Annotated in this window: 23 protein-coding genes; 10 read left to right on the plus strand and 13 right to left on the minus strand. The window is 72.8% G+C overall.

Going from position 1 to position 25499, the window contains the following annotated elements:
* Positions 1-122: 122 nt before the first annotated feature.
* The 4 genes from OHA30_RS00840 to OHA30_RS00855 all read left to right on the plus strand — a co-directional run bounded on the left by OHA30_RS00840 (position 123) and on the right by OHA30_RS00855 (position 3891).
* The gene (locus tag OHA30_RS00840) at positions 123-1490 is read left to right on the plus strand and encodes a glycoside hydrolase family 3 N-terminal domain-containing protein (protein ID WP_328911817.1); all 1368 of its coding nucleotides are present in this window, start codon (positions 123-125) and stop codon (positions 1488-1490) included.
* A gap of 100 nt (positions 1491-1590) precedes the next feature.
* Positions 1591-2241, plus strand: coding sequence for a TetR/AcrR family transcriptional regulator (locus tag OHA30_RS00845; RefSeq protein ID WP_328911818.1), 651 nt, complete (start codon positions 1591-1593; stop codon positions 2239-2241).
* On the plus strand, positions 2229-2816 hold the full coding sequence (locus OHA30_RS00850; protein ID WP_328911819.1) for a DUF4865 family protein: 588 nt from the start codon (positions 2229-2231) through the stop codon (positions 2814-2816). The genes OHA30_RS00845 and OHA30_RS00850 overlap by 13 nt, the downstream gene beginning before the upstream one ends.
* Before the next feature lie 97 nt (positions 2817-2913).
* Complete coding sequence (locus tag OHA30_RS00855) at positions 2914-3891, plus strand: phosphotriesterase family protein (RefSeq protein WP_328911820.1); 978 nt, start codon at positions 2914-2916, stop codon at positions 3889-3891.
* 67 nt (positions 3892-3958) lie between these two features.
* On the opposite strand, the gene OHA30_RS00860 is transcribed toward OHA30_RS00855, so the two are convergent.
* The 5 genes from OHA30_RS00860 to crcB (OHA30_RS00880) all read right to left on the minus strand — a co-directional run bounded on the left by OHA30_RS00860 (position 3959) and on the right by crcB (OHA30_RS00880) (position 9158).
* Positions 3959-4777, minus strand: coding sequence for an endonuclease/exonuclease/phosphatase family protein (locus OHA30_RS00860; protein WP_328917682.1), 819 nt, complete (start codon positions 4775-4777; stop codon positions 3959-3961).
* A 155-nt stretch (positions 4778-4932) separates the two neighbouring features.
* On the minus strand, positions 4933-7155 hold the full coding sequence (locus OHA30_RS00865; RefSeq protein WP_328911821.1) for a serine/threonine-protein kinase: 2223 nt from the start codon (positions 7153-7155) through the stop codon (positions 4933-4935).
* Between the two features lie 79 nt (positions 7156-7234).
* The gene (locus tag OHA30_RS00870; protein WP_328911822.1) at positions 7235-8161 is read right to left on the minus strand and encodes an oxygenase MpaB family protein; all 927 of its coding nucleotides are present in this window, start codon (positions 8159-8161) and stop codon (positions 7235-7237) included.
* A 137-nt stretch (positions 8162-8298) separates the two neighbouring features.
* Positions 8299-8673: a fluoride efflux transporter CrcB gene (gene crcB / locus OHA30_RS00875; RefSeq protein WP_328911823.1), complete on the minus strand. Its 375-nt coding sequence runs from the start codon at positions 8671-8673 to the stop codon at positions 8299-8301.
* Entirely contained in the window at positions 8670-9158 is a 489-nt protein-coding gene (crcB, locus tag OHA30_RS00880; RefSeq protein ID WP_328911824.1) for a fluoride efflux transporter CrcB, read from the minus strand. Before crcB (OHA30_RS00880) ends, crcB (OHA30_RS00875) begins: the two co-directional genes overlap by 4 nt.
* A gap of 299 nt (positions 9159-9457) precedes the next feature.
* Here crcB (OHA30_RS00880) and OHA30_RS00885 point away from each other — a divergent pair, with 299 nt between their 5' ends.
* Positions 9458-10564 (plus strand): NAD(P)/FAD-dependent oxidoreductase, encoded by a 1107-nt coding sequence (locus OHA30_RS00885; RefSeq protein ID WP_328911825.1) that lies wholly within the window; start codon positions 9458-9460, stop codon positions 10562-10564.
* A gap of 49 nt (positions 10565-10613) precedes the next feature.
* On the opposite strand, the gene OHA30_RS00890 is transcribed toward OHA30_RS00885, so the two are convergent.
* Positions 10614-11144 carry a MarR family winged helix-turn-helix transcriptional regulator gene (locus OHA30_RS00890; RefSeq protein WP_405785988.1) on the minus strand — a complete coding sequence of 177 codons (531 nt, stop codon included), beginning with the start codon at positions 11142-11144 and terminating at the stop codon, positions 10614-10616.
* A 723-nt stretch (positions 11145-11867) separates the two neighbouring features.
* Positions 11868-13880: a heavy metal translocating P-type ATPase gene (locus OHA30_RS00895; RefSeq protein ID WP_328911826.1), complete on the minus strand. Its 2013-nt coding sequence runs from the start codon at positions 13878-13880 to the stop codon at positions 11868-11870.
* Positions 13881-13971: 91 nt separating this feature from the next.
* Here OHA30_RS00895 and OHA30_RS00900 point away from each other — a divergent pair, with 91 nt between their 5' ends.
* Positions 13972-14355, plus strand: a complete 384-nt coding sequence (locus OHA30_RS00900; RefSeq protein WP_328911827.1) for an ArsR/SmtB family transcription factor — start codon at positions 13972-13974, stop codon at positions 14353-14355.
* Positions 14356-14412: 57 nt separating this feature from the next.
* Here OHA30_RS00900 and OHA30_RS00905 read toward each other — a convergent pair whose 3' ends face one another.
* Complete coding sequence (locus tag OHA30_RS00905) at positions 14413-15564, minus strand: acyl-CoA dehydrogenase family protein (RefSeq protein ID WP_328911828.1); 1152 nt, start codon at positions 15562-15564, stop codon at positions 14413-14415.
* A gap of 129 nt (positions 15565-15693) precedes the next feature.
* Between OHA30_RS00905 and OHA30_RS00910 the strand changes: the two genes are divergently transcribed.
* Positions 15694-16416 (plus strand): TetR family transcriptional regulator, encoded by a 723-nt coding sequence (locus OHA30_RS00910; protein WP_328911829.1) that lies wholly within the window; start codon positions 15694-15696, stop codon positions 16414-16416.
* A gap of 713 nt (positions 16417-17129) precedes the next feature.
* A complete protein-coding gene (locus OHA30_RS00915; protein ID WP_328911830.1) occupies positions 17130-19394 on the plus strand; it encodes a rhamnogalacturonan lyase family protein in 2265 nt (754 codons plus the stop codon).
* 62 nt (positions 19395-19456) lie between these two features.
* Here the strand turns inward: OHA30_RS00915 and crcB (OHA30_RS00920) are convergent, their stop codons facing one another.
* From crcB (OHA30_RS00920) to OHA30_RS00935, 4 genes are read right to left on the minus strand one after another with little or no spacing between them, the layout of a single operon-like run.
* Positions 19457-19831, minus strand: a complete 375-nt coding sequence (gene crcB / locus OHA30_RS00920; RefSeq protein ID WP_328911831.1) for a fluoride efflux transporter CrcB — start codon at positions 19829-19831, stop codon at positions 19457-19459.
* Positions 19828-20196, minus strand: a complete 369-nt coding sequence (locus OHA30_RS00925) for a DUF190 domain-containing protein (protein WP_328911832.1) — start codon at positions 20194-20196, stop codon at positions 19828-19830. Before OHA30_RS00925 ends, crcB (OHA30_RS00920) begins: the two co-directional genes overlap by 4 nt.
* On the minus strand, positions 20181-20678 hold the full coding sequence (locus OHA30_RS00930; protein WP_405786177.1) for a fluoride efflux transporter FluC: 498 nt from the start codon (positions 20676-20678) through the stop codon (positions 20181-20183). Before OHA30_RS00930 ends, OHA30_RS00925 begins: the two co-directional genes overlap by 16 nt.
* Positions 20675-21163: an inorganic diphosphatase gene (locus OHA30_RS00935; RefSeq protein ID WP_328911834.1), complete on the minus strand. Its 489-nt coding sequence runs from the start codon at positions 21161-21163 to the stop codon at positions 20675-20677. Before OHA30_RS00935 ends, OHA30_RS00930 begins: the two co-directional genes overlap by 4 nt.
* Positions 21164-21741: 578 nt before the next feature.
* On the opposite strand from OHA30_RS00935, the gene OHA30_RS00940 reads away from it, so the two are divergent.
* On the plus strand, positions 21742-23370 hold the full coding sequence (locus OHA30_RS00940; protein WP_328911835.1) for an endo-1,4-beta-xylanase: 1629 nt from the start codon (positions 21742-21744) through the stop codon (positions 23368-23370).
* 132 nt (positions 23371-23502) lie between these two features.
* Here the strand turns inward: OHA30_RS00940 and OHA30_RS00945 are convergent, their stop codons facing one another.
* Positions 23503-24849 carry a PP2C family protein-serine/threonine phosphatase gene (locus tag OHA30_RS00945; protein ID WP_328911836.1) on the minus strand — a complete coding sequence of 449 codons (1347 nt, stop codon included), beginning with the start codon at positions 24847-24849 and terminating at the stop codon, positions 23503-23505.
* Positions 24850-25258: 409 nt separating this feature from the next.
* Between OHA30_RS00945 and rpmB the strand changes: the two genes are divergently transcribed.
* A complete protein-coding gene (gene rpmB / locus OHA30_RS00950; RefSeq protein ID WP_328911837.1) occupies positions 25259-25495 on the plus strand; it encodes a 50S ribosomal protein L28 in 237 nt (78 codons plus the stop codon).
* Positions 25496-25499 lie beyond the last annotated feature (4 nt).

The following is a 25499-nucleotide window of genomic DNA, read 5'->3' on the forward strand; positions in this document are numbered from 1 at the left end:
CCTCACGGGGGTTTCTTTCCGTCATACGGGACGACCGGGCATCTTCGGGGCACAGGACACGAAGGAGGCGAAGTCCCGCCTCCGTTCCCTTTCCGCCCCCAGACGAGGTGTGAGGTCCCGCCGTGCGCCAGCCGTCAGTCCCCGCCGCCGCTCCCCGGCCGTACTCCGTGCCCGCCCGCCGCTCGCGCCGCACGGCCGGGCTCGCGCTCGGCCTCCTTGTCACCGTGACCGCCTGCGGCACCACGACCCAGGGCACCCCCGCGTCCTCCTCCTCCGGGACGGGCGGCGCCCCCACCACCACCGCGAGCGCGACCACGACCAGCGCGTCCCCGAGCACGTCGGCGTCCACCTCGGCCTCGGCCTCCGGGTCCGGTTCGGCCCCGGTGCCGCCGGCCACCCGCAGTACGTCCGCCACGCCGTCCAAGGCGACGCCCGCGGCGACCTGCGTCAGCCGGACCATGTCCGCGATGTCCACCGCGCAGCGGGTGGGCCAGCTGTTCATGACGTCGGTCAGCACCTCGGGCATGACCTCCGCCGAGTCCTCGGCCCTGACCCGGGGGCGGGTGGGCTCGGTCTTCCTCATCGGCCACACGTCGACGGGCACGGCCGCGGTGAAGAAGGTCACCGACCGGGTGCGGGCACTGGCCCCCTCGGTGCACGGCGCCCGGGTGGGAATGCTGATCTCGACCGACCAGGAGGGCGGCCGGGTGCAGGTACTCAACGGGCCCGGTTTCAGCACCATCCCGAGCGCGGTCACCCAGGGCACGTGGTCCACCACCCGGCTGCAGAGCAGCGCGCGGGAGTGGGCGCGGCAGCTCAAGTCGGCCGGCGTCAACATGAACCTGGCGCCCGTCGCGGACACCGTGCCCCCCGACCTGGTGAACGTCAACGCGCCCATCGGCAAGCTCGACCGGGAGTTCGGCACCACCCCGGCGACGGTCGCCTCGCACAGCGACGCCTTCCTGCGCGGAATGAGGCAGGAGGGCGTGGCCCCGACGATCAAGCACTTCCCGGGCCTGGGCCGGGTGCGCGGCAACACCGACCTGACCGCGGGCGTCACCGACACCGTCACCACCAGGAACGACCCGTTCCTCCAGCCGTTCCGCAGCGGCATCCAGGCGGGCACGCCGTTCGTGATGGTCTCGTCCGCGATCTACTCGAAGATCGACCCCAAGCGCCAGGCCGTCTTCTCCCCCACGATCGTGACCGGCATCCTGCGCGACTCGCTGGGCTTCAAGGGCGTGATCATCTCCGACGACCTCGGGCAGGCCGTCGCCGTCAGCGACCACACCCCCGCCAAGCGGGCACTGGACTTCATCCTGTCCGGCGGGAACATCGTGCTGACGGTGAAGCCGTCCGACATCGCCCCGATGACCAGCGCGGTGATCAGCGGGCTCCCGCACAGCGCGGCTCTGCGCAAGGCGGTCGACGACAGCGTACGGCGGGTGCTCACCGCCAAGGCCAACGCGGGTGTGCTGACCTGCGGCTGAGCCGTCGCTACCGTACGGCGGTCCCGCCCCGGTCCTCCCGGCCGGAGCGGGACCGTCCTCACGACGAGTTCTGTACCTACTGGTATGTACACTCCTTCGGGTGAACACCGCGGAGCGACTGATCGAGAGCGCGCAGGCCCTGCTCTGGGAGCGCGGCTACGTCGGCACCAGCCCGAGGGCCATCCAGGAGCGGGCGGGCGCCGGGCAGGGCAGCATGTACCACCACTTCCGGGGCAAGCCGGATCTGGCGCTGGCCGCGATGCGGCGCAGCGCCGAGGAGCTGCGCGACCGGGCCGACGCCCAGCTGGCCGCCGGGGCGGGCGCGCCGGAGAAGCTGACGGGGTATCTGCTGTACGAGCGCGACCCGCTGCCGGGCTGCCGGGTCGGCCGGATGGCGATGGACCCGGAGGTCGTCTCCAGCGAGGAGCTGCGGGCGCCGGTCGAGGAGACCTTCGCCTGGCTGCGCGAACGGCTCGCCGGGATCGTCGCCGAGGGGGTCGCCTCGGGCGAGCTGCGGGCGGGCCTCGACCCGGCCGACACCGCCGCCGCGATCGCCGCGGTGGTGCAGGGCGGGTACGTACTGGCCCGCGCGGCCGGTTCCCGCGAACCGTTCGACCGGGCGGTACGCGGCGCGGTGGGCCTGCTGGCCGTCGGCGGTCCGGCGGATCACCGGCCGCAGCCCCGTACGCATTCCGGCGCCGGGGTCTCCTCGGCGCCGCACCACGAGGAGGGCCGTACGTGCACGCCATGAACTACCGCATCACCCTGCCCGCCGACTACGACATGGGGATCGTCCGGCACCGGGTCGCCACCAAGGGCCCGCTGCTCGACGACTTCCCCGGGCTGGGCCAGAAGGCGTATCTGATCCGGGAGCGCGGGGTGGACGGCTCGCCGGTCAACCAGTACGCGCCCTTCTACCTGTGGAACACCGCCGAGGGCATGAACAGCTTTCTGTGGGGACCCGGCTTCCAGTCGCTCATCGAAGACTTCGGCCGCCCGGTGGTCGAGCACTGGACCGGGCTCGGCTTCGCCCGCGGGCCGGCCGCCCCGGAGGTCCCGCGCGCGGCGGCCCGCCGCTCCCGGCCGCTGGACCCCGCCGAGCGGCCTGCGGCCGTGATCGGGCGCGCGCTCGAAGAGCTGCCGGAGCTGGCCGCGCGGCCCGGGGTGCACTCGGCGGCCGTGGTGATCGACCCCCGGCACTGGGAGCTGCTGCACTTCACCCTCTGGCGGGACGCGGCGCCCGACGAGCCGGGCACCGAGCGGTATCAGGTGCTGCACCTGTCGAGGCCGGAGCTGGACGCGCTGGGGACGGGACGGCAGTGGTGACGCGGCGGGCACGGATCGGCCGCGCGGCGCGGTACCGGCCGCGCGGGGAGTTCGCGGGTGTCCGGGGCGGGCGGGTCGCCCGGGACGGCGGCGCCTCGTGACCGCCGTGCGTACGGTCCTCGGGGACATCGCGCCGGACGCGCTCGGGGTCTGCGACGCGCACGACCATCTCTTTCTGCGCATCCCCGCCCTGCCCGGCCAGGAGCTGGCCGACCCGGCGGCCGCGGTGGCCGAACTGACCGCTTTCCAGGCGCTGGGCGGCGGCGCGCTCGTCCAGTGGACGCCGTTCGGCATGGGCCGGGCGGCGGCGACGCTGCCGGCCGTCTCGCACGCCGCCGGGGTGCACGTGGTCGCGGCGACCGGGCTGCACCAGGCCGCGCACTACGACCCGGAGCTGCTCGACCGGCTGCACGGCGGCGCGCTCGGCGCGTTCTTCATCGCCGAGCTGACCGAGGGGATGCGCGAGGGCGACGACCCGGACGGGCCGCGCGTCGCCGCGAGAGCCGGGATGATCAAGGTGGCCGGGGACTTCCACCGGCTGGGCGACCACACCCGGCGGGTGATGGCGGCGGCGGCCGAGGCGCACCACGCCACGGGCGCCCCGATCGGCGTCCACCACGAGCTGGGCACCGCTGCCGTGGACGTACTCGACCTGCTGCACGGCGAGTTGGGGGTGCCGACGGGCAGTCTGCTGCTCGGCCACCTCAATCGCTTCCCCGACCCGGGGATCCACCGCGAACTGGCGGCCTCCGGCGCGTTCCTCGCCTTCGACGGTCCGTCGCGGGCCCATCACGCCACCGACTGGCGGCTGTTGGACAGCCTGGCGGACCTCGCGGCGGCCGGTCACACCGGGCAGATCCTGCTGGGCGGCGACACCACGGCCGCCGAGGGCCGGGCCTCGACCGGCGGCGGCCCCGGTCTGCCGTATCAACTGCGGGTGCTGCGGCCGAGGATCACGGGCGCGCTCGGCGAACCGGCGGCCGAGGCGATCTTCGTCCACAACCCGGCCCGGGCCCTGGCCGTCGACTGGCCCCGGGACCATTCCGGCACGTCCCGCCCGCCGGGCAAGGTCTGATGACGCGCGTCCGCCGCGCAGGCGGACGCGCGCGGCGCCGGAGGCCGTCGCGGCTCGGGGACGCGTCCTAGTCGCCCTCCCCCAGGGCGAGTTCGGCGAGGACGGCGGCGTGGTCGGAGGGCCGTACGCCATCCACCGGGGTGTCGGCGGCGCGGCGGGCGGTACGGATCGCGCCGCGCCCGCCGGGGCCCGGAATTCCGACCAGCACGTAGTCAAGACAGCTCGGCCGGGCGCCGAAGTTCGCCGAGTCCTGGTGGGCGATGTCCCAGGTGCCCTGCGGCAGCGCGGGATCGGCGAACCGCCACGCGTCCAGCAGCACCAGGCCCGGCACGGCGGGAGCCGTCTTGTAGCCGCAGATCAGCCGGATCTCGTCGTAGTCGGGTTCGGCGTTGAAGTCGCCGGTCACCACGGGCGGATGGGGTCCGGTCGCCCGTTCGGCGACGAAGGCGGCCAGCTCCCGTACCTGCGCGCAGCGGACCGCGGACCCCGCCGGGTGGGAGTTGAGGTGGGTGGTGAAGAACGGCATCGGCCCGCCCGGCAGTTCGATCAGCGCGTGCAGGGCGGTCTTGCCGTCGTCCGCGAAGTCCCCGGCCGGAAGCCGCCGTTCGGCCGTCTCCAGGATCGGCGTGCGGCTGAGCACCGCCACCCCGACGTCGACCGTGGAGTCGCCGCCGTTGCGGCTGTGCCAGCGGTCCTGCACGGGCGAGCGGGACCAGACCCAGTGCATGCCCAGCCGCTCCGCGAGCCACCCGGCCAGATTCTCGTCGGGGCCCGCCCAGACCTCCTGAAGGCCCAGCACATCGGGCCGTTCGGCCTCCAGGGTGCGCAGGATCGCCTCCCGCCGGGCCCGCCAGTCGCCGAACCGCCACCACAGGTTCCATGTCATCACCCGGACCGTGCCACCGCTCGCACCGTCGTCGTTCACGCGCCGGCTCCCCTCGTCGCCCTCGCGGGGCGGACCGCCCGCCCGGGTGATCATTCTGGGCGGCGGTCCGCGCCCGGGAAAGGGGCGGCGGCCGGGCGGGGGCGCTTGCCGGGGGGTCAGAGGCGTTCGGGGGCGTCCTGCCGCTGGGCCGCGACGCGGCGGTAGACGGCCTGGGCCTCCGGGGTGCGGCCGAGCTGTTCGAGGCAGTGCGCCTCGTCGTTGCGGCTGGTGAGGGTGTCGGGGTGCGCGGGTCCGAGCACCCGTTCACGGGCCTCGGCGACCTCGTGGTAGACGGTGAGCGCGTCGGACCAGCGGCCCAGCCAGCCCAGGCCGACGGCGATCTCCCGCTTGCTGACCAGCGTGTCCGGGTGGGTGGCGCCGAGCACCCGCTCCCGTACGGCGGCGACGTCCCTGGCCTCGGCGAGCGCGCGGTCCCAGTGGCCGAGCAGCCCGAGGTTCACCCCGAGCGCGTGCCGGGCCCGCAGTGTCTCGGCGTCGGCGGAGCCCGCGGTGCGGGTACGGGCCGCGACCAGCTCCTCGTACAGCACACGGGCGTCGGCGCAGCGGCCGAGCCGGCCCAGGCAGATACCGGTCTCGTAGCGGGCGGCCAGCGTGTCGGGGTGCTCGGGGCCGAGCACCCGGGCGCGCGCCTCGGCGACCTCGCGGAAGGTGTCGAGCGCTTCGGCCCAACGGCCCGCCAGCCCCAGGGTGTAGCCGACCTCGAAGCGGGTGACCAGCGTCTCGGGGTCGTCGGGGCCGAGCACCCGGGCGCGCGCCTCGGCGACCTCGACGGCCGTGGTGTGCGCCTCCTCGACGCGGCCCAACTGCCCGAGGTTGAAGGCCAGGTTGTGCTTGCAGTGCAGGGTGTCGGGGTGCTCGGCGCCGACGCTGCGCTCGCGGGCGGCGAGCACCGCGGAGAACTCCTGGTGGGCCTCCAGATGGCGGCCGAGCGCGCCGAGCGCGTACGCCGTCTCGTGCCGGGCGGCCAGCGTGTCGGGGTGGTCGGGTCCGAGCACACGGCGGCGCACCTCGGCGACGTACGCGTACAGCCGCATGGCCTCCTCGGTGCGGCCGAGCCGGGTCAGGCAGTACGCGGCCTCGTGGCGGCTGGCGAGGGTGTCCGGGTGCTCGGTGCCCTGGGCGCGGTCGCGGGCGGTGGCCACGGCGGTGTGCAGTTCGTACGACTGCCGCCAGTTGCCGACCCGGCCGAGGTCGGTGGCCTCGGCCTGGCGGGCGTCGAGCGCGCCGAGCGTGTCGGGGTCCGCGGTGACGGCGACGGTCCGGGTGGACCAGGCGCCGGTCAGCTCGTGGTGCGGGGGGACGGCGACCCGGTGGGCGCGGGTGGAGTGCGCGGACGGGCCCGTGGTGAGCCGGCCGGCCCAGGCGGGCACGGCGGCCGGGGGCGCGGCGTGGCCCGCGCTCGCCGCGGCGAGCATCGCCTTGAGGCGGCCGCCGACGTCCGCGGCGTCCTGCGGCCGGTCCTCGGGGTCCTTGGCGAGCAGGTCGAGGATCAGCCGCTCCAGCTCGCCGGGCAGCTCCGGGCGCTTGGCGCGCGGCGGCTCCGGCTCGGTGTCGCGGTGGCCGACCAGGATCGACCAGGCGTCGCCGAGGTCGAACGGCGGGCGCCCGGTGGCCAGTTCGTACAGCACACAGCCCAGGGAGTACAGGTCGCTGCGCTGGTCGACCTCGGAACCCCCTATCTGCTCGGGCGACATGTAGTGCGGGGTGCCCATGGCCATGCCGGTGCCGGTGAGACGGGAGGTGAAGCCGATGTCGTGGCCGAGGCGGGCGATGCCGAAGTCGCAGATCTTCACCGCGCCGTCGGGCAGCCGGATGATGTTGGCCGGTTTCAGGTCCCGGTGCACGATGCCCTGGGCGTGGGTGTAGGCGAGCGCGTCGGCGACCTGCTCGGCGATGTCGGTGATGTCCGGGACGGGCAGCGGGTGGCGCCGGGCGTCGTCCAGCACCTGGAGCAGATTGCGGCCGTCGAGCAGCTCCATCACCAGGTAGAGCACACCGTCGTGTTCGCCGAAGTCGTGCACGACGGTGATCCCGCGGTGCTGGAGGGCCGCCGCGACCCGGGCCTCGCGGCGGAAACGCTCCTGAAGAATGCGGGTGAATCCGGCGTCGCCGGACTGACCCACGGACGATTTGAGGCATTTCACCGCGACCCGGCGGCCCAGCGACTCGTCCAGCGCGCGCCAGACCTCGCCCATCCCGCCCCGGCCGATCAGCTCGTGCAGCCGGTAACGGCCCTGTATGAGTGTGCTGTTGGCTCCACCGCCCGTGGACGGTCCGCCGCCCTGTCTCGCGTACCCGTCGTGATGTCCAGCCGCCATCGGCGCCGCCGCCCCCGTACTCCTCGGTGCATTCCCCGGTTCCAGTATGGCCGGGACGGCCGACAGTCGGCACAGCGCATCAGGGCATATCGGGATTTCTGTCGGCCGGTGGACGGTCCGGCGCTACGTCGGCGGGCAGCCGGCCCGCCGACGGGCGGGCGCCGGGGCCGAGCCGGGCGACGGCCTTGAGGATGTGGCCCGGCGGCAGTTGCCACCGAAGGGTGGCGGGTACGGCCCGCAGCAGCCGTCCGGCGGCGCGCAGCCGGCGGTCGGCCGCGGCCGAGGAGGACACCGGGCGGCCGTACAGCTCCTGGGCGTACGGCGGCAGGGCCGCGAAGGCGGTGCCGGCGACCGCCCGCCACACGGCGAGCCGCAGCGGCACCAGGGACCACGGCACGGGCGGCGCGGCGAGGAAGCGGTCCACCTCGTACGCCTCGGGGGTCACGGCAAGGCGCGGGCGGACCCGGTCGAAGTAGCGGGCCAGCGCGGCGGTGTCGGCGGGCACGGCGGCGGGGTCGAGACCGACCAGCCGGGCGGCCACGCGCTGCTCGTCGACGTAGGCGTCGGCGTGCGCGTCGGTGAGCGGGAAGCCGGAGCGGCGGGCGACGTGCAGATACGAGTCGATCTCGGCGCAGTGCACCCACAGCAGGAGTTCGGGGTCGTCGACGCCGAACCGCTCCCCCGTGTCCGGGTCGGTCGCGGAGAGCCTGCGGTGGATACCGCGTATCCGGGCGCCGGCCCGCTCGGCGGCGGGCGCGGTGCCGTAGGTGATCTCGCCGACGAACGAGGCCGTGCGCAGCAGCCGTCCCCACGCGTCGCGGCGGAAGTCGGAGTTCTGCACGACACCGCGGACGGCTCGCGGATGCAGCGCCTGGAGGTAGAGGGCGCGTACGCCGGCCACCCACATCACGGGGTCGCCGTGCAGTTGCCAGGTCACCGAGCCGGGTCCGAAGAGCCCGGGGTCCGCGTCGGGCATGGCCGCGTCACGTATGCCCGCGTCGCGCATGGCCGCCTCCCTCGTCCGCCTCCGTCCGCCTCCGTCCGTCCACGGTAGTCGCGGAGGCGGTCCGGGCGGGGCCGGTACGGGCGGGGCCGGTACGGTGATCCTACGAGCGGCCCGGGGGTCGTCGGCTTGTGGCCGGTTCAGCCCCAGATCGCCTGGGCGACCACCGAGCCCGTGAACGCGGCGCCCAGGCCCGCCGCGAGACTCGCCACGACATTGGCCACGGCGTAGAAGCGCGCTCCTTCCTCGGCGAGCCGCAGCGTCTCGTAGGAGAAGGTCGAGTACGTCGTCAAGGCGCCGCACAGCCCGGTGCCGATCAGCAGCTGGAGGTGCGGGGAGGCGGCGCCCTCGGTGACCGCTCCGGTGAGCAGCCCGAGGATCGCGCAGCCCACGGTGTTGACGGTGAGGGTGCCCCACGGGAAGACGCTGTCGTGCCGGGTCTGCACCGTACGGTCGGTGAGGTAGCGCGCGGGGGCGCCCACCATGGCCCCGGCGATCACGAGCAGCCAGTTCACTGTGCCTCCTGGGCGCGCTCGCGCCGGACGGTCCGGCGGGTCAACGCCGCCGCCACCCACACCGAGGCGAGTGCGGCCGCCAGTGTGAGGGCGAGATACGCGAGGGCGGTCCGGGGCTGACCGCCGTCGACCAGGCGCCCGACATCCGTGGCGTAGGTCGAGAAGGTGGTGAAGCCGCCGAGCACGCCGGTACCGAAGAACGGCCGGACCAGCCGGTGCGCGGCCCACACCTCGGTCAGGAGCACCATGAAGACGCCGATGACCGCGCAGCCCAGGGAGTTGACCAGCAGGGTCGTCCAGGGGAAGGCACCGGACGCGGTCGGCCAGAGCAGCGCGGCTCCGTAGCGGGCCGACGCGCCGATCGCGCCGCCGACGGCGATCACCGCGAGGACCGGGCTCTCGCGCGGCCGGATCTCCTCGCGCTGGGCGGGCACGCTCAGATCGACGTCGGGGTCGACCGGGTGGGCCGTCGAGGGCTCTGCCATGCGCGTCTCCTACTTGCAGGTCACGGCGCATGGGTGCACAGGCACGACATGCGCGTCGCAAGTAGGGACCGTTGGCGGCGTACTGAACCGCGGTTCGGGTACGGCGGGCCCCACCGCCGCGCGGCGCCCGAGGGCGACCGCTGCTCATATTCTACCCGCCGCCCGGGGCCCTTCCCCACCCTCTCGCGGTAGAAGCGCCGGGCGGCCGGGCGGTGACCACGGCGGTTGTAGTTCGTTCTGCGAACCAATATAATTCGCAGCGCGAACTAGATGTCCGACAATGCCGGGAGTGAGAAACCATGGGTCGTACCGTCGCGGTCATCGGTGGGGGTTACGGGGGCGCCGCCGTCGCGAAGGCGTTGGACGAGGACACCGAGGTGATCCTGATCGAGCCCAAAGACGCATTCGTGCACGCCGCCGGGTCCCTGCGCGCGCTGGTCCAACCGGAATGGGCGGGCAACATCTTCTTTCCCTATGACAAACTCCTGCGGCGCGGCCGGGTGATCCGCGAGCGCGCCACCTCGGTGGACCCGGGTGGTGTCACCCTGGCCTCCGGCGAGCGGGTCGGCGCCGACTACCTCGTGCTCGCCACCGGCTCCGACTACCCCTACCCGGCCAAGACGGACACCGACCTGTCCGGCGAGGCGCTGGCGCGGCTGCGGGCCACGCACGCGGAACTCACCGACGCCCGGCGGGTGCTGATCGTCGGCGCGGGGCCGGTCGGTCTGGAGCTCTCCGGCGAGATCAAGGCGGTGTGGCCGGACAAGCGGGTGACCGTCCTCGATCCGGCCGAGCGGCTCGTGCCCGGTTTCGATCCGGCGATGAATACGGAACTGCACCGCCAACTCGACGGGTTGGGTGTGGAGTTGCGGCTCGGTACGGCACTCGCCGAGCAGCCGCCGACCGAGCCGGGACGGGCGAAGACGTTCACGGTCGGCACGGTCGGCGCTTCGGGCGCCGCGGCGGAGGAGATCACGGCCGACATCTGGTTCCGCTGCTACGGGGTGCGCGCCGACACCGGCTATCTGAGCGGAGGACTGCTGCCCGCCCGTACGCCGCAGGGCCGGGTCCGGGTCACCGAACGGCTCAACGTCGAGGGCCAGGGCCGCGTGTACGCGCTCGGCGACGTCACCGACCTCGCCGAGGCGAAGATGGCCGGGTACGCGATGCGGCACGCCGCGGTCGTCGCGGCGAACATCCTCGCCCAGGTGCGGGGTGAGGAGCCCACGGCGGTGTACCGGCCCTCCCCCGTCCCCTCGGTCATCCTTCCGCTGGGCCCGACCGGCGGGGTCGGCCAAGTGCCCACGCCCGACGGGCCGTCGCTGCTGTCGGCGGAGGAGGTCGCCCGCTACAAGGGGACGGACCTGTTCATCGGGAGGTTCGTCGAGCTGTTCGGCACGGCGTGATCCGGGGGCGGGTTCGCCGTACGGGGTCGGGCCCGGCCCGCGTGGGCGCTCAGCGCGCGGCCGGGGTCGCGGCCGGGCCCGCGGCCGGGCCCGCGGCCGCGTCCTGCTCGGCCGGTTCAGCCGGTTCAGCCGGTTCGGCGAAGACGACCGGCACCTCGTTGTCCCGCACCACCCGGCTGAGCAGGTCCGCGAGCGTGCCGCGGTCGCCGTCGTCCAGGCCCACGGACAGCTCGTCGATCCGCCGGCAGGTCCCGGCGTAGAACCTCTCCGCGAGCGCGCCGCCCTCCTCGGTGAGCGCGACCCGGATCGCCCGGCCGTCCCTCGGGTCGGGCTCGCGGCGCACCAGGCCGCGCTGGGCGGTGCGGTCCACCAGCCCGGTCAGGCTCGACTTGGCCAGCCCCAGCGTCCCGCCGAGTTCGCTCATGCCGTACGGCTGCACCATCAGCACACAGAGCAGCTGCCCCTGCTGCGCGGTGATTCCGTACTCCCGGCTCGACTCGGCGTACACGGCATTCACCAGAAATGAGGCACGCACCAGCGCGGTAACGACCCCCATTTTCCCGTCCGCTGATTTCCCCATGCCGCCAGAATACGGCAGACCCGGCACCGCACTTCCGTCCGTGAGCGCGGTGAACTCCGCAATTGGGGCCATGAGCTTCCTTCTCCGCCGCCTCCGGGGCGCCGCGAACACCGCGCCTCCCCCCGTGCCGCCACGCGCGGGCCGCAAGCGGAACGGGAAGCGGAGGGAAGCGATTGCGCAGATAGTGACCCGCGGCGTCGAGTGGGCGATCGACGCGGGCCGAACGTCGGCTGCCCGTGACCGCGCCGGAAATCGGCCGCCCTGACTTCTCCTGCGCTGCCCGTGCGGCTCTCACGCCGACCCACGGCCGCCCGCCACCCCACCGCCGCACGCCGGAACGAAGACGGCGGACGCCCGGTCGGGCACGGTGGCCGGGCGCGCCGCACGGCGAATACCGCCTGCTACGGCACGTGGGGCCGGACTTGGCGCCGCGCGGCGGGCCGAGCGGTGAGCCGGCGGACGCTGGTGGGCTCGCAGGCCCCGACAGCCGGACACGGCAGGACGAGCGGCGGGGCGGCGGGGCGGTGGAGGGCGGTGTACGCGCGGAACCCGACGGGCCCGCGAGCCGTGGCGGGCCCGTCGGGCGCGGCGGATCAGCGGGGCCGGGCGGCCGGGCGCCAGGCCGAATCCCGCAGCGGACGCAGACCGTTGAGACCCACGACGACCCTGGAGCCCTCACGATCCCGCACACCCGACAGCAACAGGCACATCGGGCGCCGTGGATCAGCGGGGCCGCGCGGGCCGGGGCCAGGCGGAATCCCGCAGCAGGCGCAGGCCGTTGAGGCCCACGACGACCGAGGAGCCCTCATGGCCCAGTACGCCCAGCGGCAGCGGCAGGTGGCCGACCAGGTCCCACGCGGCGAGGCCCGTGATGAACACCGCGGCCACGACCAGGTTCTGCCTCACCAGCCGGCGGGCGCGGCGGGACAGCGCCACGACGGCGGGCACGGTGGCCAGTTCGTCACGGACGACGACCGCGTCGGCCGTCTCCAGGGCCAGGTCGGAGCCGACCCGGCCCATCGCCACTCCGGCGTGGGCGGCGGCCAGCGCCGGCGCGTCGTTGACGCCGTCGCCGATCACCAGGACCTTGCGCCCGCGCGCCCGCAGCCGGCCGACCTCGGCGGCCTTGTCCTGCGGCAGCAGCCCGGCGCGCACATCGGCTGCGGCGATGCCGGCCTCCTCCGCCAGCCGGGCCGCGGCGCGGGAGTTGTCCCCGGTGAGCAGGAGCGGGCCGCTGCCGGTCAGCGCTGCCAGCTCGGCCACGGTCGCACCCGCACCCGGGCGCAGCCGGTCGGCGATGCCCAGCACCCCGACCGGCACGCCGTCGCGCTGGACCAGGACCGCGGTGCGTCCGCCGTCCTCCAGCTCGGCGACCAGCGCGAGCACGGCGGACGCCCGCTCGTCGCCGGGGTCCAGCAGGCGGGCCGGCGCGCCCACGGCGACCGTGCCGCCCCCGACGCGGGCGGTGACCCCGACCCCGGGGGCGGAGCCGAAGTCCGCGGCGGCGGCGAGGTCGAGGCCCCGGTCCCGGGCGGCGGCCACGACCGCCCGGGCCAGCGGGTGCTCGCTGGGGTGCTCGGCGGCGGCCGCGAGCGCCAGCAGCCGGTCCTCGCCGGTCCCAGTGCCGGGCAGCGCCCGCTCCTCGCCCGTACCGAAGCCGGTCAGCGGACGTACGTCGGTGACACGCGGAGTGCCCTCGGTCAGCGTGCCGGTCTTGTCCAGCGCGACGGCGTCGACCTGCCCGAGCGCCTCCATCACCACCGCCGACTTCACCAGGACGCCGTGCCGTCCGGCGTTGGCGATGGCCGAGAGCAGCGGCGGCATCGTGGCCAGCACCACCGCGCACGGCGAGGCCACGATCATGAAGGTCATCGCCCGCAGCAGCGTCGCGGACAGCGCGGCCCCGAAGGCGAGGGGGACGGCGAAGACGGCGAGGGTCGCGGCGACCATGCCGAGCGCGTACCGCTGCTCGACCTTCTCGATGAACAGCTGCGTCGGCGCCTTGGTCCCGGACGCCTCCTCGACCATCGCCACGATCCGGGCGATCACCGAGTCCGACGCGTCCCGCTCCACCCGTACCCGCAGGGCGCCGGTGCCGTTCACCGTGCCCGCGAAGACCTCGTCGCCCTCCTGCTTGGCCACCGGCAGCGGCTCGCCGGTGACGGTGGCCTGGTCCACCTCGCTGACGCCGTCGAGCACCCGGCCGTCGGCGCCGATCCGCTCGCCGGGCCGCACGAGGACGAGGTCGCCGACCTTTAACTCGGCCGTCGCCACGGTCTGTTCGCCGCCGTCCGGGCCCAGCCTGGTCGCGGTGGCGGGGGCCAGGTCGAGCAGGCCGCGTACGGAGTCGGCGGTACGTGCGGTGGCCAGGGCCTCCAGCGCGCCGGAGGTGGCGAAGATGACGATCAGCAGGCCGCCGTCGGTCACCTGCCCGATCGCCGCGGCGCCGAGGGCCGCCACGATCATCAGCAGGTCCACGTCCAGCACCTTGTCGCGCAGCGCGGTCAGTGCGGCGAGCGCCGGTTCCCAGCCGCCGGCGGCGTAGCAGAGCGCGAAGAGCGGGCCCCACAGCCACCCGGGTCCCCCGCCCAGCCGTACGGGCAGTGCGAGCAGGAAGAGGGCCAGCGAGGCCAGCGCCCATCGTGCCTCGGGCAGCGCCAGCACCCGGGTCGGGCGGCGCGCGGGCACCGGCACCGCGTCGGCGGCATCGGGACGTACGAGGAGAGCGGTCGACATCAGGGGGTTCCCTTCCGAGGGGCCAGGGCGACCCGGCCACTATAAGGGAACAAGTGAACATCTTTTCACATGTTGTCGGTAAACTGCCCCCATGGGTCATGGAAGAAGCACCGGCACCGGCGGCGTCCGCGAGCGACTGGACGCGGTCGGCGCCACCGCGGTGGCCACCACCCTTCAGGCGCTGGCCACCCCGTCCCGGCTGCTGATCCTCGCCCATCTGCACCAGGGCCCCTGCGCGGCGACCGAACTGGCCGACGCCGTCGGCATGGAGCGCACCGCCTGCTCCCACCAGCTGCGGCTGCTGCGCAACCTCGGCCTGGTCGCCGCCGAGCGCCAGGGCCGCTCGATGGTCTACTCGCTCTACGACAACCACGTCGCCGACCTGCTCGACCAGGCCCTCGGCCACGTCGAGCACCTGCGGCTGGGCGCGGTCGAGACCGCCGGCGACCACGCCCTCACGGACACCCCGCGCTGACCGCGCCCGCCGCCCGCCGCTCGTCAAGTGCGCTGGTCTTACGGCGGGTTGGTGGTGTTACGGCAGGTTGCGGGCCATGACGATGCGCTGGATCTGGTTGGTGCCCTCGTAGATCTGCGTGATCTTGGCGTCCCGCATCATCCGCTCCACCGGATAGTCACGGGTGTACCCGTAACCCCCCAGCAGCTGAACGGCGTCGGTCGTGATCTCCATCGCCACATCCGAGGCGTAGCACTTGGCCGCGGCCCCGAAGAACGTCAGATCGGGGTCCGTGCGCTCGGAGCGGGCGGCGGCCGCGTAGGTGAGCTGGCGGGCGGCTTCGAGCTTCATGGCCATGTCGGCGAGCATGAACTGCACGCCCTGGAACTCCGCGATGGCCTTCCCGAACTGCTTGCGCTCCTTGACGTAGCCCTTGGCGTAGTCCAGGGCGCCCTGGGCGATGCCGAGTGCCTGGGCGGCGATGGTGACCCGGGTGTGGTCGAGGGTCTTCATCGCGGTCGCGAAGCCCGTGCCCTCCTCGCCGATCATCCGGGACGCCGGAATCCGCACCTGGTCGAAGTAGACCTCACGGGTCGGGGAGCCCTTGATGCCGAGCTTGCGCTCCGGAGCGCCGAACGACACGCCCGCGTCGTCCTTCTCCACCACGAACGCCGAAATCCCCCTGGTCCGCCGCTCGGGGTCGGTGACCGCCATCACCGTGTAGAAGTCCGACACCCCCGCGTTGGTGATCCACCGCTTCACCCCGTCCAGCACCCAGTGGTCACCGTCCCGGACCGCCCGCGTACGCATGCCCGCCGCGTCCGAACCCGCCTCCGGCTCCGACAGGCAGTACGAGAACATCCCCTCGCCCCGCGCCAGCGCCCCCAGATACCGTTCCTTCAACTCCGCCGAGCCCGCCAACTGCACGGGCAGCGACCCCAGCTTGTTCACCGCCGGGATCAACGAGGACGAGGCGCACACCCGCGCCACCTCCTCGATCACGATCACCGTCGACAGCGCGTCCGCCCCCGACCCCCCGAACTCCTCCGGGACATGCACGGCGTGCAGCTCGTTCGCCTCAAGCGCCTCCCGCGCCTCCTGGGGAAACCGCGCCTGCTCGTCCACCTCCGCCGCGAACGGCGCGATCTTCGCCTCCGCCAACGAACGCACCGCGTCCCGAAGCATTTCCTGCTCCTCGGACGTCCGGAAAAGATCGAAGTCTGTTGACATGTCGAGGCTCCTCAGGTGGGAAGAACGGGCGCCGGGGGAAGGGGTGGATCCTCCGGAAATTCATGATACTGAGTACCCTCATTATGCACACTGAGTGCCATCGGAAGCAGCTTGCGAGGTAATGGTGCGATGAGCCAGACAAAGGAGCCGGGCGGCGGCGACCGACCCGGCGGGGCGGCGGAGGACCGGCCGCCGATGCGCGACCTCCTCGTGTCCGCCGCGTTCGAACTGTTCGTGGAGCGCGGCTACGAGAACACGACGGTCGACGACATCGTGCGGCTGGCCGGGGTGGGCCGGCGCTCGTTCTTCCGCTACTTCCCCACCAAGGAGGACGTGGTCTTCCCCGACCACGAGGGCGCGCTCGCGCGGATGGTCGCCTACCTGGCGGACGACCCCGCGCAGGAGGACGCGGTGAGTACGGCGTGCGGCGCGGCCCGGCTGGTGATGCGGATGTACGCGGAGAACCCGGAGTTCTCCGTCCGGCGCTACACCCTCACCCGGCACGTACCGGCGCTCAAGGCGTACGAGATCTCCGTGGTCTGGCGGTACGAGCGGGCCCTGGCCACGTATCTGGAACGGCGCTTCGCGGGGCTCGCCGAGGGCGGGGCCCGGGCCCACGCCGTCGCGGCGGCGGTCGTCGCCGCCCACAACTACGGCCTGCGCACCTGGCTGCGCTCGGGCGGCCGGGGCGACGTGGCCGCGTGCGTCGACCCGGCGCTGGAGATGGTCCGGCGCACCTGGCGCGAACCGCAGGACACGGTCGTCGTGATCGCCAGGTCGGGCACGCCCATGTGGCAGGTCGTCCAGCAGGTCGAAACGGCCCTGCGGGAGGGCGACGCGAAGCCCGAGTGAGGGAACTCCGTTCCCTGCGGACGGGCCTGCGGCCCGCGCCTGATGTCGACGCGACGCGCGCCGGAGGCACGTCCCTCGCGCGGCCCCTGGGCGTACGGCCCCGGGCGCATCCGAGCGCGAGACGGCCGTCCGCGCCGCCGACCGGGAAGCCCTCCCGCACGCGGCCCCCGCCGGACCCACCGCCCGGCGTCGGCGCGAGGCACGCCGGCCCGGCCGCCGATGGCCCGGTCGCCGACGTCCCGCGCCGGGGCCGGCCTCCCTGGGCAGAGAACGGTCGCCGTCCGGGCCTGCGGACCTCCGCGACGCTCCGGCCGGGAAACGCCTCCGGCCTCGCCGCACCGGCTCGCAGCGGATCCGTACAGTCCTGGCCAGGGCGTCGCCGCGCCGCGCGGCCTACGCCCTGCCCACCGGCCACCCTCGACTGCACGCGGCCGGCGTCCGTCGCCGCCGCGACGGACGCCGATCGTGGCGGCGGGTGTTGACGTCCGTTGAACCTTGTGGATTGATGTGGGACGGCCGACCGAACCCCCCACCCGTAAACGGGCTATCGGTTGACCTTTGTACGAGTTTTCCGCGATCAGGGCCGACCACCGGACACCCGTCCGCGGGCAGGCCCTCTCTTCGACCCGCCCATGGGAGCGCTCCCACAATCCAGGCGCGGGTCGGGGAGGTCGCGGAGCAGCGTCGTATCCCCCCACCCCTGGAGGACTCCTATGACCCCGCATCGACGACGACGGCGTGTATGGACGGCCGCCGCGGCCGGCGGCCTGCTGACGGTCGGCACCGCGCTGGGTGTGCACGCCACCGCGCAGGCGGCCGCGGCCGGCTGCCGTGTCGACTACGCGATCACCAACTCCTGGTCGGGCGGCTTCGGGGCGTCCGTCGACATCACCAACCTCGGTGACGCGGTGTCGAGTTGGACGCTCCAGTGGACCTTCGGCGCCGGGCAGGCGGTGACCCAGGCGTGGAACGCCGACGTCACGCTGAACAGCACCCAGGTCACCGCCAGGAATGTGAGCTACAACGGCTCGATTCCCAACGGGGGTTCGACGAACTTCGGCTTCAACGGCTCGCTGTCCGGCACGGCCACAGCGACCGTACCGGCGTCGTTCACCCTCAACGGCGTGGTGTGCACGGACAGTGCGACCACGACCGCGCCCACCACGAAGCCGCCCACGACCCCGCCGACCACACCACCCACCACCCCGCCCACGACTCCTCCGACGACCCCGCCCACCTCGCCGCCCTCCGGCCAGGGCCGCCAGGTCGAGAAGCTGGACCGCGGGGTCGTCTCGGTCCGCAGCGGCTCGGGCAACCTCGTCTCCTGGCGCTGGCTCGGCACGGACCCCGACAACGTCGCCTTCAACGTCTACCGTGGCTCGACCCGGCTCAACTCCTCCCCACTGACCGGCGCCACGGACTACCTGGACTCGGGCGCGGCCGCTGACGCCTCCTACACCGTGCGCGCGGTGGTGAACGGCGCCGAGCAGCCCGCGTCGGCGCCCTCGCTGTCCTTCGCGAACGGCTACCACGACGTCCCGATCCAGCCGCCGGCCGGCTCCTACGAGGCGAACGACGCGAGCGTCGGTGACGTGGACGGGGACGGTGTCTACGAGTTCATCCTGAAGTGGCAGCCCGACAACGCCAAGGACAACTCCCAGTCCGGCTACACCGACGACACCTATGTCGACGCCTACAAGCTGAACGGCACCCGGCTGTGGCGGATCGACCTCGGCCGCAACATCCGCTCCGGCGCGCACTACACGCAGTTCCAGGTGTACGACTACGACGGCGACGGCAAGGCCGAGGTGGTCATGAAGACCGCCGACGGCACGGTGGACGGCACCGGCAAGGTGATCGGCGACGCGAAGGCGGACTACCGCAACTCGTCCGGCTACGTCCTGTCGGGACCGGAGTATCTGACCGTCTTCAGCGGCCAGACCGGCGCCGCCCTCCAGACGGTGAACTACGACCCGCCGCGCGGCAATGTCGCGGACTGGGGTGACAACTACGGGAACCGGGTGGACCGTTTCCTCGCCGGGACCGCGTACCTCGACGGCAAGCGCCCCTCGATCATCATGGCCCGCGGCTACTACACCCGTACGGTGATCGCCGCCTGGGACTGGCGGGACGGCAAGCTCACCGAGCGCTGGAAGTTCGACTCGAACAGCTCGGGCAACAGCGCCTACGCCGGCCAGGGCGACCACCAGCTGGCGATCGCCGACCTGGACGGCGACGGGAAGGACGAGATCGAGTACGGCTCGATGGCCGTGGACGACAACGGCGGCCGGCTGTGGAACACCGGCCAGGGCCACGGCGACGCGCTGCACGTCGGCGACCTCGACCCCTCCCACCCCGGCCTTGAGGTCTTCAAGGTCGACGAGGACACCTCGAAGCTCGCCGCCTGGTTCGCCGACGCGAAGACCGGCCAGATCCTGTGGTCCAACCCCAGCTGCGGCTGCGACAACGGCCGGGGCGTCTCGGACGACATCTACGCCGGCAGCCCCGGCGCCGAGTCCTGGTCCGCGGGTGTGAGCGGGCTGTACAGCACCAAGGGCCAGAACATCGGCCGCAAGCCCGGCTCCACCAACTTCCTGGCCTGGTGGGACGGCGACCCGGTCCGCGAGCTGCTGGACGGCACCCACATCGACAAGTACGGGACCGGCTCCGACACCCGGCTGCTGACCGGCGCCGGAGTGCACGCGAACAACGGGACCAAGTCCACGCCCGCGCTGTCCGGCGACCTGTTCGGCGACTGGCGCGAGGAGGTCGTCTGGCCGACGACCGACAACACGGCGCTGCGCATCTACTCCACGCCCACCCCGACGGATCTGCGGATCACCACGCTGATGCACGACACCCAGTACCGGACCGCCATCGCCTGGCAGAACACCGCGTACAACCAGCCGCCGCACCCGAGCTTCTTCCTCGGCAACGGCATGCCGACCCCGCCCCGCCCGCAGGTCTACACCCCCTGACCGACCGGTGGCGCCGGACCCCCGCCGTAGAGATACGGGTCCGGCACCGCCGCTGTACGGGACTACGGCCAGACGGCCTCCGCGAGCGCCGCCCCGGCGAACGCCGCGCCGAGGCAGACCGCCACGCTGCCCAGCACATTGACCGCGGCCGTGAACCGGGCGCCGTCCTCGGCCAGCCGCAGCGTCTCGTAGGAGAAGGTGGAGTACGTGGTGAGCGCGCCGCAGAAGCCGGTGCCGAGCAGCACCTGGGTCCGGCCGGACGCCGCGCCCGCGCTCACCGCGCCGCCGACCAGGCCCAGGACGAAGGAGCCGAAGACATTGACCGTGAAGGTGCCCCAGGGAAAGAGGGTGTCGTGCCGGGACTGCACCGCGCGGTCGGTGAGATAGCGCAGCGGGGCCCCGACCGCGGCGCCCGCGATCACCAGCAGCCAGTTCACCGCCGTCCTTCCCCCGGATCGTCGTCCGTGAGGTGGCGGACGACCTGGCACTCGTCGAGGACGACCACGCCGCCGAGCCCGAGTTCGTCCAGCCGCGGCAGGAACTCCCTGATCCGGTCCTCCGCGTCCACGATGACGACCGCGACCGGCAGGTCCTCGCTGAGCGAGAGCAGCCGGCTGGTGTGGATCATCGACGAGGAGCCGAACCCCTCGACGCCGCGGAAGACCGCCGCGCCCGCGAGTCCGGCCTGATGGGCGCGGTGCACGATCTCCGTGAACATCGGCCGGTGATGCCAGATGTCGCTCTCGCTGATGATGATCGTGACCCGCAGGGCGGGACCGGTGACCTTCACGACTGCCTCCATTCGACGATGCGCCGGGTCAGTGCGGCACCGGCCCACACCGCGCCCAGCGCGGCGAGGACGGTGAGCACCATGTACGCGAGCCCGGTACGGACCTCTCCCCCGTCCACCAGCCGCCGGACGTCCGCGGCGTAGGCGGAGAAGGTGGTGAAGCCGCCGAGCACGCCTGTGCCGAAGAACGGGCGGACCAGCCGGTGGGCCGCCCAGACGTCGGTGAGCACGACCATGAAGACGCCGATGACCGCGCAGCCGACCGCGTTCACCACCAGCGTCGTCCAGGGGAAGGCGCCGGCCGCCGTCGGCCACAGCAGCAGGGCGCCGTACCGGCCGCAGGCGCCGATCGCGCCGCCGAGCGCCACCACGGCCAGCACCGGCCCCTGGTGGTGCCGCGGCACGCCGAACCTGCGGTGCCCGCGGCGGCCCCCGCGCCTTCGGGTCCCCGGCGTCACGGCGCCCCCCGGCGGGTCGGGCGCGGCGGCGGTCAGGACCGGCGGGCGACCGCGCGCTTGCGGGACGCCTCGATCTCGGCGTAGGCCGCCTCGCGGCCCTCCCAGTTCGATCCCTCGACGGACTTGCCGGGTTCGAGGTCCTTGTAGACCTCGAAGAAGTGCGTGATCTCCATCAGGTCGAAGGCGGGTACGTCGGGGATGTCCTGGAGCCTTTCGTAGCGCGGATCTCCCGCCGGCACGCACAGCACCTTGTCGTCCGGGCCCTTCTCATCGGTCATCAGGAACACGCCGATGGCCCGGCAGGTGATGACGCAGCCCGGATACGTGGGCTCCCCGACGATGACGAGCGCGTCGAGGGGGTCGCCGTCCCGGCCCAGGGTGCCCTCGATGTAGCCGTAGTCGGCCGGGTAACGGGTCGCGGTGAACAGCGTGCGGTCCAGGCGGATGCGGTGGGCCTCGTGGTCCATCTCGTACTTGTTCCGCGACCCCTGGGGGATCTCGACCACCACATCGAATTCCATGAGTCTCTCCTTGCCCGGACGACGGTGACGATATGTCATCATCATGCATCAATCCGGCATTTCGCCGAGCGACGGCCCGGGGGGCACCGGCCTGTCGCGCGGAGCGCGCTGTCGGGCGCCGGTCGCGGGGGCCTTGGCAGTGGGAGAGTGCGGCGGCGGCGCCGAGTGGTCGTCGAGGCGCTGACCTGGAGTCACGCCGACGACGGGCGGCCGCTATTCGCGGTCGAAAGTTTCCTCGACCCAGCGAATGATTCGAATACGATAGGGCCGGGCCGACGGTACGTCAAGACCTCGGATCACCGAAATGCGGTGAGGCCGAATGGTCTGGACACCTTCATGTCGAAAACTTTCGACATAGAGAGGCCCACTTACGTCACTATGTTTCGACAAACTTTCGGAAATAATTCGTTGACGTATCCCCAATTCAAGGTCCACACTTTTCAACGATCGACCTCCTGTCCACGCTCCGCAGCGGCCCCACATCCCTCGTCGTGGGCAGAACTTCACGATTGATCCCCCCACCATGTCCGGCCGGAGCCCCCCATGCTCACCCGGAGTGCAGGAAGAAGAGGTTGAAGATGACAAGTGAACCGTCCCACGATCCGGTTGCCGCGCGTCCACGGCTGCGCGTACGCGGCCGTACGCTGGTCGCCGCCGGTGTCGCGAGCGTGCTCGCCGCCACCAGCCTGATAGCGCTGGCCGGTTCGGCCAGCGCCGCGAGCACGCTGGGCGCCTCCGCCGCGGCCCAGGGCCGCTACTTCGGCGCGGCCGTCGCGGCCAACCACCTGGGCGAGTCGGGCTACGCGAACACCCTGGACACCGAGTTCAACGCGGTGACGCCCGAGAACGAGATGAAGTGGGACGCCACCGAGGGCACCCGCAATTCGTTCAACTTCGCCGCGGCCGACCAGATCGTCGCCCACGCGCAGGCCAAGAACATGAAGATCCGCGGCCACACGCTGGTCTGGCACTCCCAGCTGCCCGGCTGGGTCAGCGGGTTGAGCGCCACGGACCTCAAGACCGCGATGGACAACCACATCACGCAGATCATGCAGCACTACAAGGGCAAGATCTACGCCTGGGACGTGGTCAACGAGGCATTCCAGGACGGCGGAAGCGGCGCCCACCGCAGCTCCCCGTTCCAGGACAAGCTCGGCGACGGCTTCATCGAGGAGGCGTTCCGCACCGCGCGGGCCGCCGACCCCGCTGCCAAGCTCTGCTACAACGACTACAACACGGACGGCGTCAACGCCAAGAGCACCGCCGTCTACAACATGGTCAAGGACTTCAAGGCGCGCGGCGTCCCGATCGACTGTGTCGGCTTCCAGGGGCACTTCAACAGCCAGTCCCCGGTCCCCAGTGACTTCCAGGCGAACCTCCAGCGCTTCGCCGACCTCGGTGTCGACGTGCAGATGACCGAGGTGGACATCGCCGGCTCCGGCACCGCCCAGGCCAACAGCTACAGCACCGTCGTCAAGGGCTGCCTGGCCGTGTCGCGTTGCACCGGCATCACCGTCTGGGGCATCACGGACACCTACTCGTGGCGCAGCAGCGACACCCCGCTGCTCTTCGACGGGAGCTACAACAAGAAGCCCGCGTACGACGCGGTGCTCTCGGCGCTCAACAGCGGCGGCACCGGCACCACCGGCGGTACGACGTCCGGTACGACCAATGGCGGCACCACCTCCGGAACCACCAACGGCGGCACCACCTCGGGCACGACCAATGGCGGTACGACGTCCGGCACCACCAACGGCGGTACCACGGCGGGTACCACCAACGGCGGCACCACCTCCGGCACCACCAACGGCGGTACGACAGCCGGCACCACCAACGGCGGCACCACGGCGGGTACCACCAACGGCGGTACGACAGGCGGTACCGGCGGCTCGGGCTGCAAGGTGACCTACAACCCGAACTCCTGGCAGAACGGGTTCACCGCCGACGTGACCGTGGCCAACACCGGTTCCTCGGCGATCAACGGCTGGAACGTGGCCTTCACGCTGCCGTCCGGCCAGACCGTCACCAACGCCTGGAACGCCACCATCAGCCCGTCGTCGGGCGCGGTGACCGCCACCAACATGTCCTACAACGGGCAGATCCCCGCGAACGGCAGCGCGTCCTTCGGTTTCCAGGGCACGTACTCCGGTTCGTTCGCCACTCCGGCGCAGTTCAAGCTGAACGGCACGGTGTGCACGGTCGGCTGACGTCCTGACCGCGCGGTCGTCGGGCGGACCGACCTCCGTCCGGCCGACGTCCCGTCCGCACAGAGTCCGGCCCGCCTGTTCGCAGGCGGGCCGGTCCCGTTCACCGGGCCGTCCCGGGCCCGTCCGAGGCGGCTACGGGCCCGTCCAGGAGTGTTCCGAGGTGGCGGCGACGGGGGCCTCGCCACGGGCGGGGACCCGGAGCGCGAGCATGGCGACGTCGTCGAAGCGGCCGGCGGTGAGCCGTTCGAGCAGCGCGTCGCAGAACTCCTGCAACGGCAGCTCGGCCAGGCTCGCCCCGTGCTGCCGCAGCCGGGTCAGCCCGCGCCCGATGTCCTCACCGGGACGCTCGATCAGCCCGTCGGTGTAGAGCAGCAGGGTCGAGCCCCTTGGCAGCACCACCAGGGCGTCCTCCCGGGCGATCCCGGGGTCGACGCCCAGCACGGGCGCGAGCGCCTCCTCCAGGAGTCGGCCGCCCTCGCCGGGAACCACCAGCAGCGGCGGCGGGTGACCGGCGTTGGTCCAGTGCGCGATCCACGGCCCCGACGGCGACATGTACACCCGGACGATCACCGCAGTGACCAGCTCCGTCGTACTGAGCCCCTGCATCACCCCGTCGAGGCGCCGCATCACGCCGGCCGGTGAGTCCCCGCTGTCGTACGCCAGCGCGCGCAGCATGTTGCGGAGCTGGCCCATCCGTACGGCGGCGGTCAGATCGTGGCCGACCACGTCGCCGATGGCCAGCACGCTCGACCCGTCCACCAGCGGAAACGCGTCGTACCAGTCGCCGCCGACCTCGGCGCCCTCGCGGGCCGGCAGATAACGGGCAGAGAGCTGGAGGTGTTCCACGCCGGTGAGGTCGGGCAGCAGGGACCGCTGCAACTCCTCGGCGGTGTGCTGCTGAAGGGCGTACAGCCGGGCGTTCTCCAGCGCCAGTCCGGCGCGGTGGCCGAGGTCGGCGGCGAGCGAGATGTCCTGGTGGTCGAACGCGTCGGACTCCGCCGTACGGACCAGGGTGAACGCGCCGAGGACCGCGCGCCGGGCCTGGAGCGGCACGATCAGCACCCGTTGGGCCTTCAGTGTGCGGTACAGGCCGTGCTGGGAGGTCCACGGCCCTTTCCTCGGGATCCGGGACCCCTCGATCACCACCGGTCCCGCGCCGCGCAGCACCCGGGCCACCGGCTCGGCCGACTCGTCCGGCCACGGCATCGTCGTCTCCGCCTGGTCCTGCGGCACGTCGATCGAGTCGTGGTGGACGACGGCCACCCGGCGTACGAATCCCCCGTCCAGCAGGTCCACCACGCACGCGTCGCCCACGGAGGGGACGGCCAGCCGGGCCAGTCGGCGCATGGCCTCGTCGGCGTTGAGGATGCTGGCGAGGGCCACGCTGACGTCGGACAGCAGGCGCAGACGCTCCCGGGCGCGCTCCAGATCACGCCGGGTGTCCGCGGGCGCGTCGTCGTCGGCCGCCAACCTCGTCACCGCCCTCACCGTGCCGTGCCCTCACCGTGCTGTCCGCCTTCACCCCGGGTGCGCGAACCCGGCCGGGCGCCGGCCCGGGTGAAACGGCCACACACCCGGCCGCCATCGTCCCCGCCCACGGAAGCGGGCGCCCGGCGAGAACGCGGCCCGAAAGCCGCCGGCGGGCCCCCGGGCGGCCGGGAGCGTGCCCGCGGCCCGGCCTGTTCGTACGGGTGGGACGCCCGCAAGGACCGGGGCGGGACGCATCCGCCGTTCGGGGGGAGACCGCCACCCCCGTCGGCCCGGCGGACTACTTCGAGGAGTACGGCAGCAGGGCCATCCTCGGGCGCCGCCCTCGGTCGACTTGGACATGAAAACGCTTTTCGATAAGCTGGCGCGGACAGCCACCCGTACCGCCAGGAAGGCCCGTATGTCCGCGCACTGCCAACTGACCGGTCGCACACCCGGATTCGGCAACGCCATCTCCCACTCGCACCGGCGCACCCCCCGCCGGTTCGACCCCAACATCCAGTCCAAGCGCTACTGGCTGCCGAGCGGGAACCGCCATGTACGGCTGACGCTCAGCGCCAAGGGCATCAAGACGGTCGACCGGATCGGCGTCGAGAAGGCCGTGACGCTGATCCGCGCCCGCGGCGGAAAGGTCTGAGGCG

The organism is Streptomyces sp. NBC_00223 (assembly GCF_036199905.1).
Lineage (GTDB): Bacteria > Actinomycetota > Actinomycetes > Streptomycetales > Streptomycetaceae > Actinacidiphila.

Coding starts and splice junctions, on each gene's coding strand:
- OHA30_RS00865 (WP_328911821.1), bottom strand. CDS start 7,155: ATGGCGGCTGGACATCACGACGGGTACGCGAGACAGGGCGGCGGACCG.
- OHA30_RS00910 (WP_328911829.1), top strand. CDS start 15,694: ATGAGCCAGACAAAGGAGCCGGGCGGCGGCGACCGACCCGGCGGGGCG.
- OHA30_RS00860 (WP_328917682.1), bottom strand. CDS start 4,777: ATGACATGGAACCTGTGGTGGCGGTTCGGCGACTGGCGGGCCCGGCGG.
- crcB (WP_328911824.1), bottom strand. CDS start 9,158: ATGGCAGAGCCCTCGACGGCCCACCCGGTCGACCCCGACGTCGATCTG.
- OHA30_RS00895 (WP_328911826.1), bottom strand. CDS start 13,880: ATGTCGACCGCTCTCCTCGTACGTCCCGATGCCGCCGACGCGGTGCCG.
- OHA30_RS00915 (WP_328911830.1), top strand. CDS start 17,130: ATGACCCCGCATCGACGACGACGGCGTGTATGGACGGCCGCCGCGGCC.
- OHA30_RS00940 (WP_328911835.1), top strand. CDS start 21,742: ATGACAAGTGAACCGTCCCACGATCCGGTTGCCGCGCGTCCACGGCTG.
- OHA30_RS00925 (WP_328911832.1), bottom strand. CDS start 20,196: ATGGAGGCAGTCGTGAAGGTCACCGGTCCCGCCCTGCGGGTCACGATC.
- OHA30_RS00870 (WP_328911822.1), bottom strand. CDS start 8,161: ATGCGCGACGCGGGCATACGTGACGCGGCCATGCCCGACGCGGACCCC.
- OHA30_RS00935 (WP_328911834.1), bottom strand. CDS start 21,163: ATGGAATTCGATGTGGTGGTCGAGATCCCCCAGGGGTCGCGGAACAAG.
- rpmB (WP_328911837.1), top strand. CDS start 25,259: ATGTCCGCGCACTGCCAACTGACCGGTCGCACACCCGGATTCGGCAAC.
- OHA30_RS00890 (WP_405785988.1), bottom strand. CDS start 11,144: ATGGGGAAATCAGCGGACGGGAAAATGGGGGTCGTTACCGCGCTGGTG.
- OHA30_RS00885 (WP_328911825.1), top strand. CDS start 9,458: ATGGGTCGTACCGTCGCGGTCATCGGTGGGGGTTACGGGGGCGCCGCC.
- OHA30_RS00900 (WP_328911827.1), top strand. CDS start 13,972: ATGGGTCATGGAAGAAGCACCGGCACCGGCGGCGTCCGCGAGCGACTG.
- OHA30_RS00905 (WP_328911828.1), bottom strand. CDS start 15,564: ATGTCAACAGACTTCGATCTTTTCCGGACGTCCGAGGAGCAGGAAATG.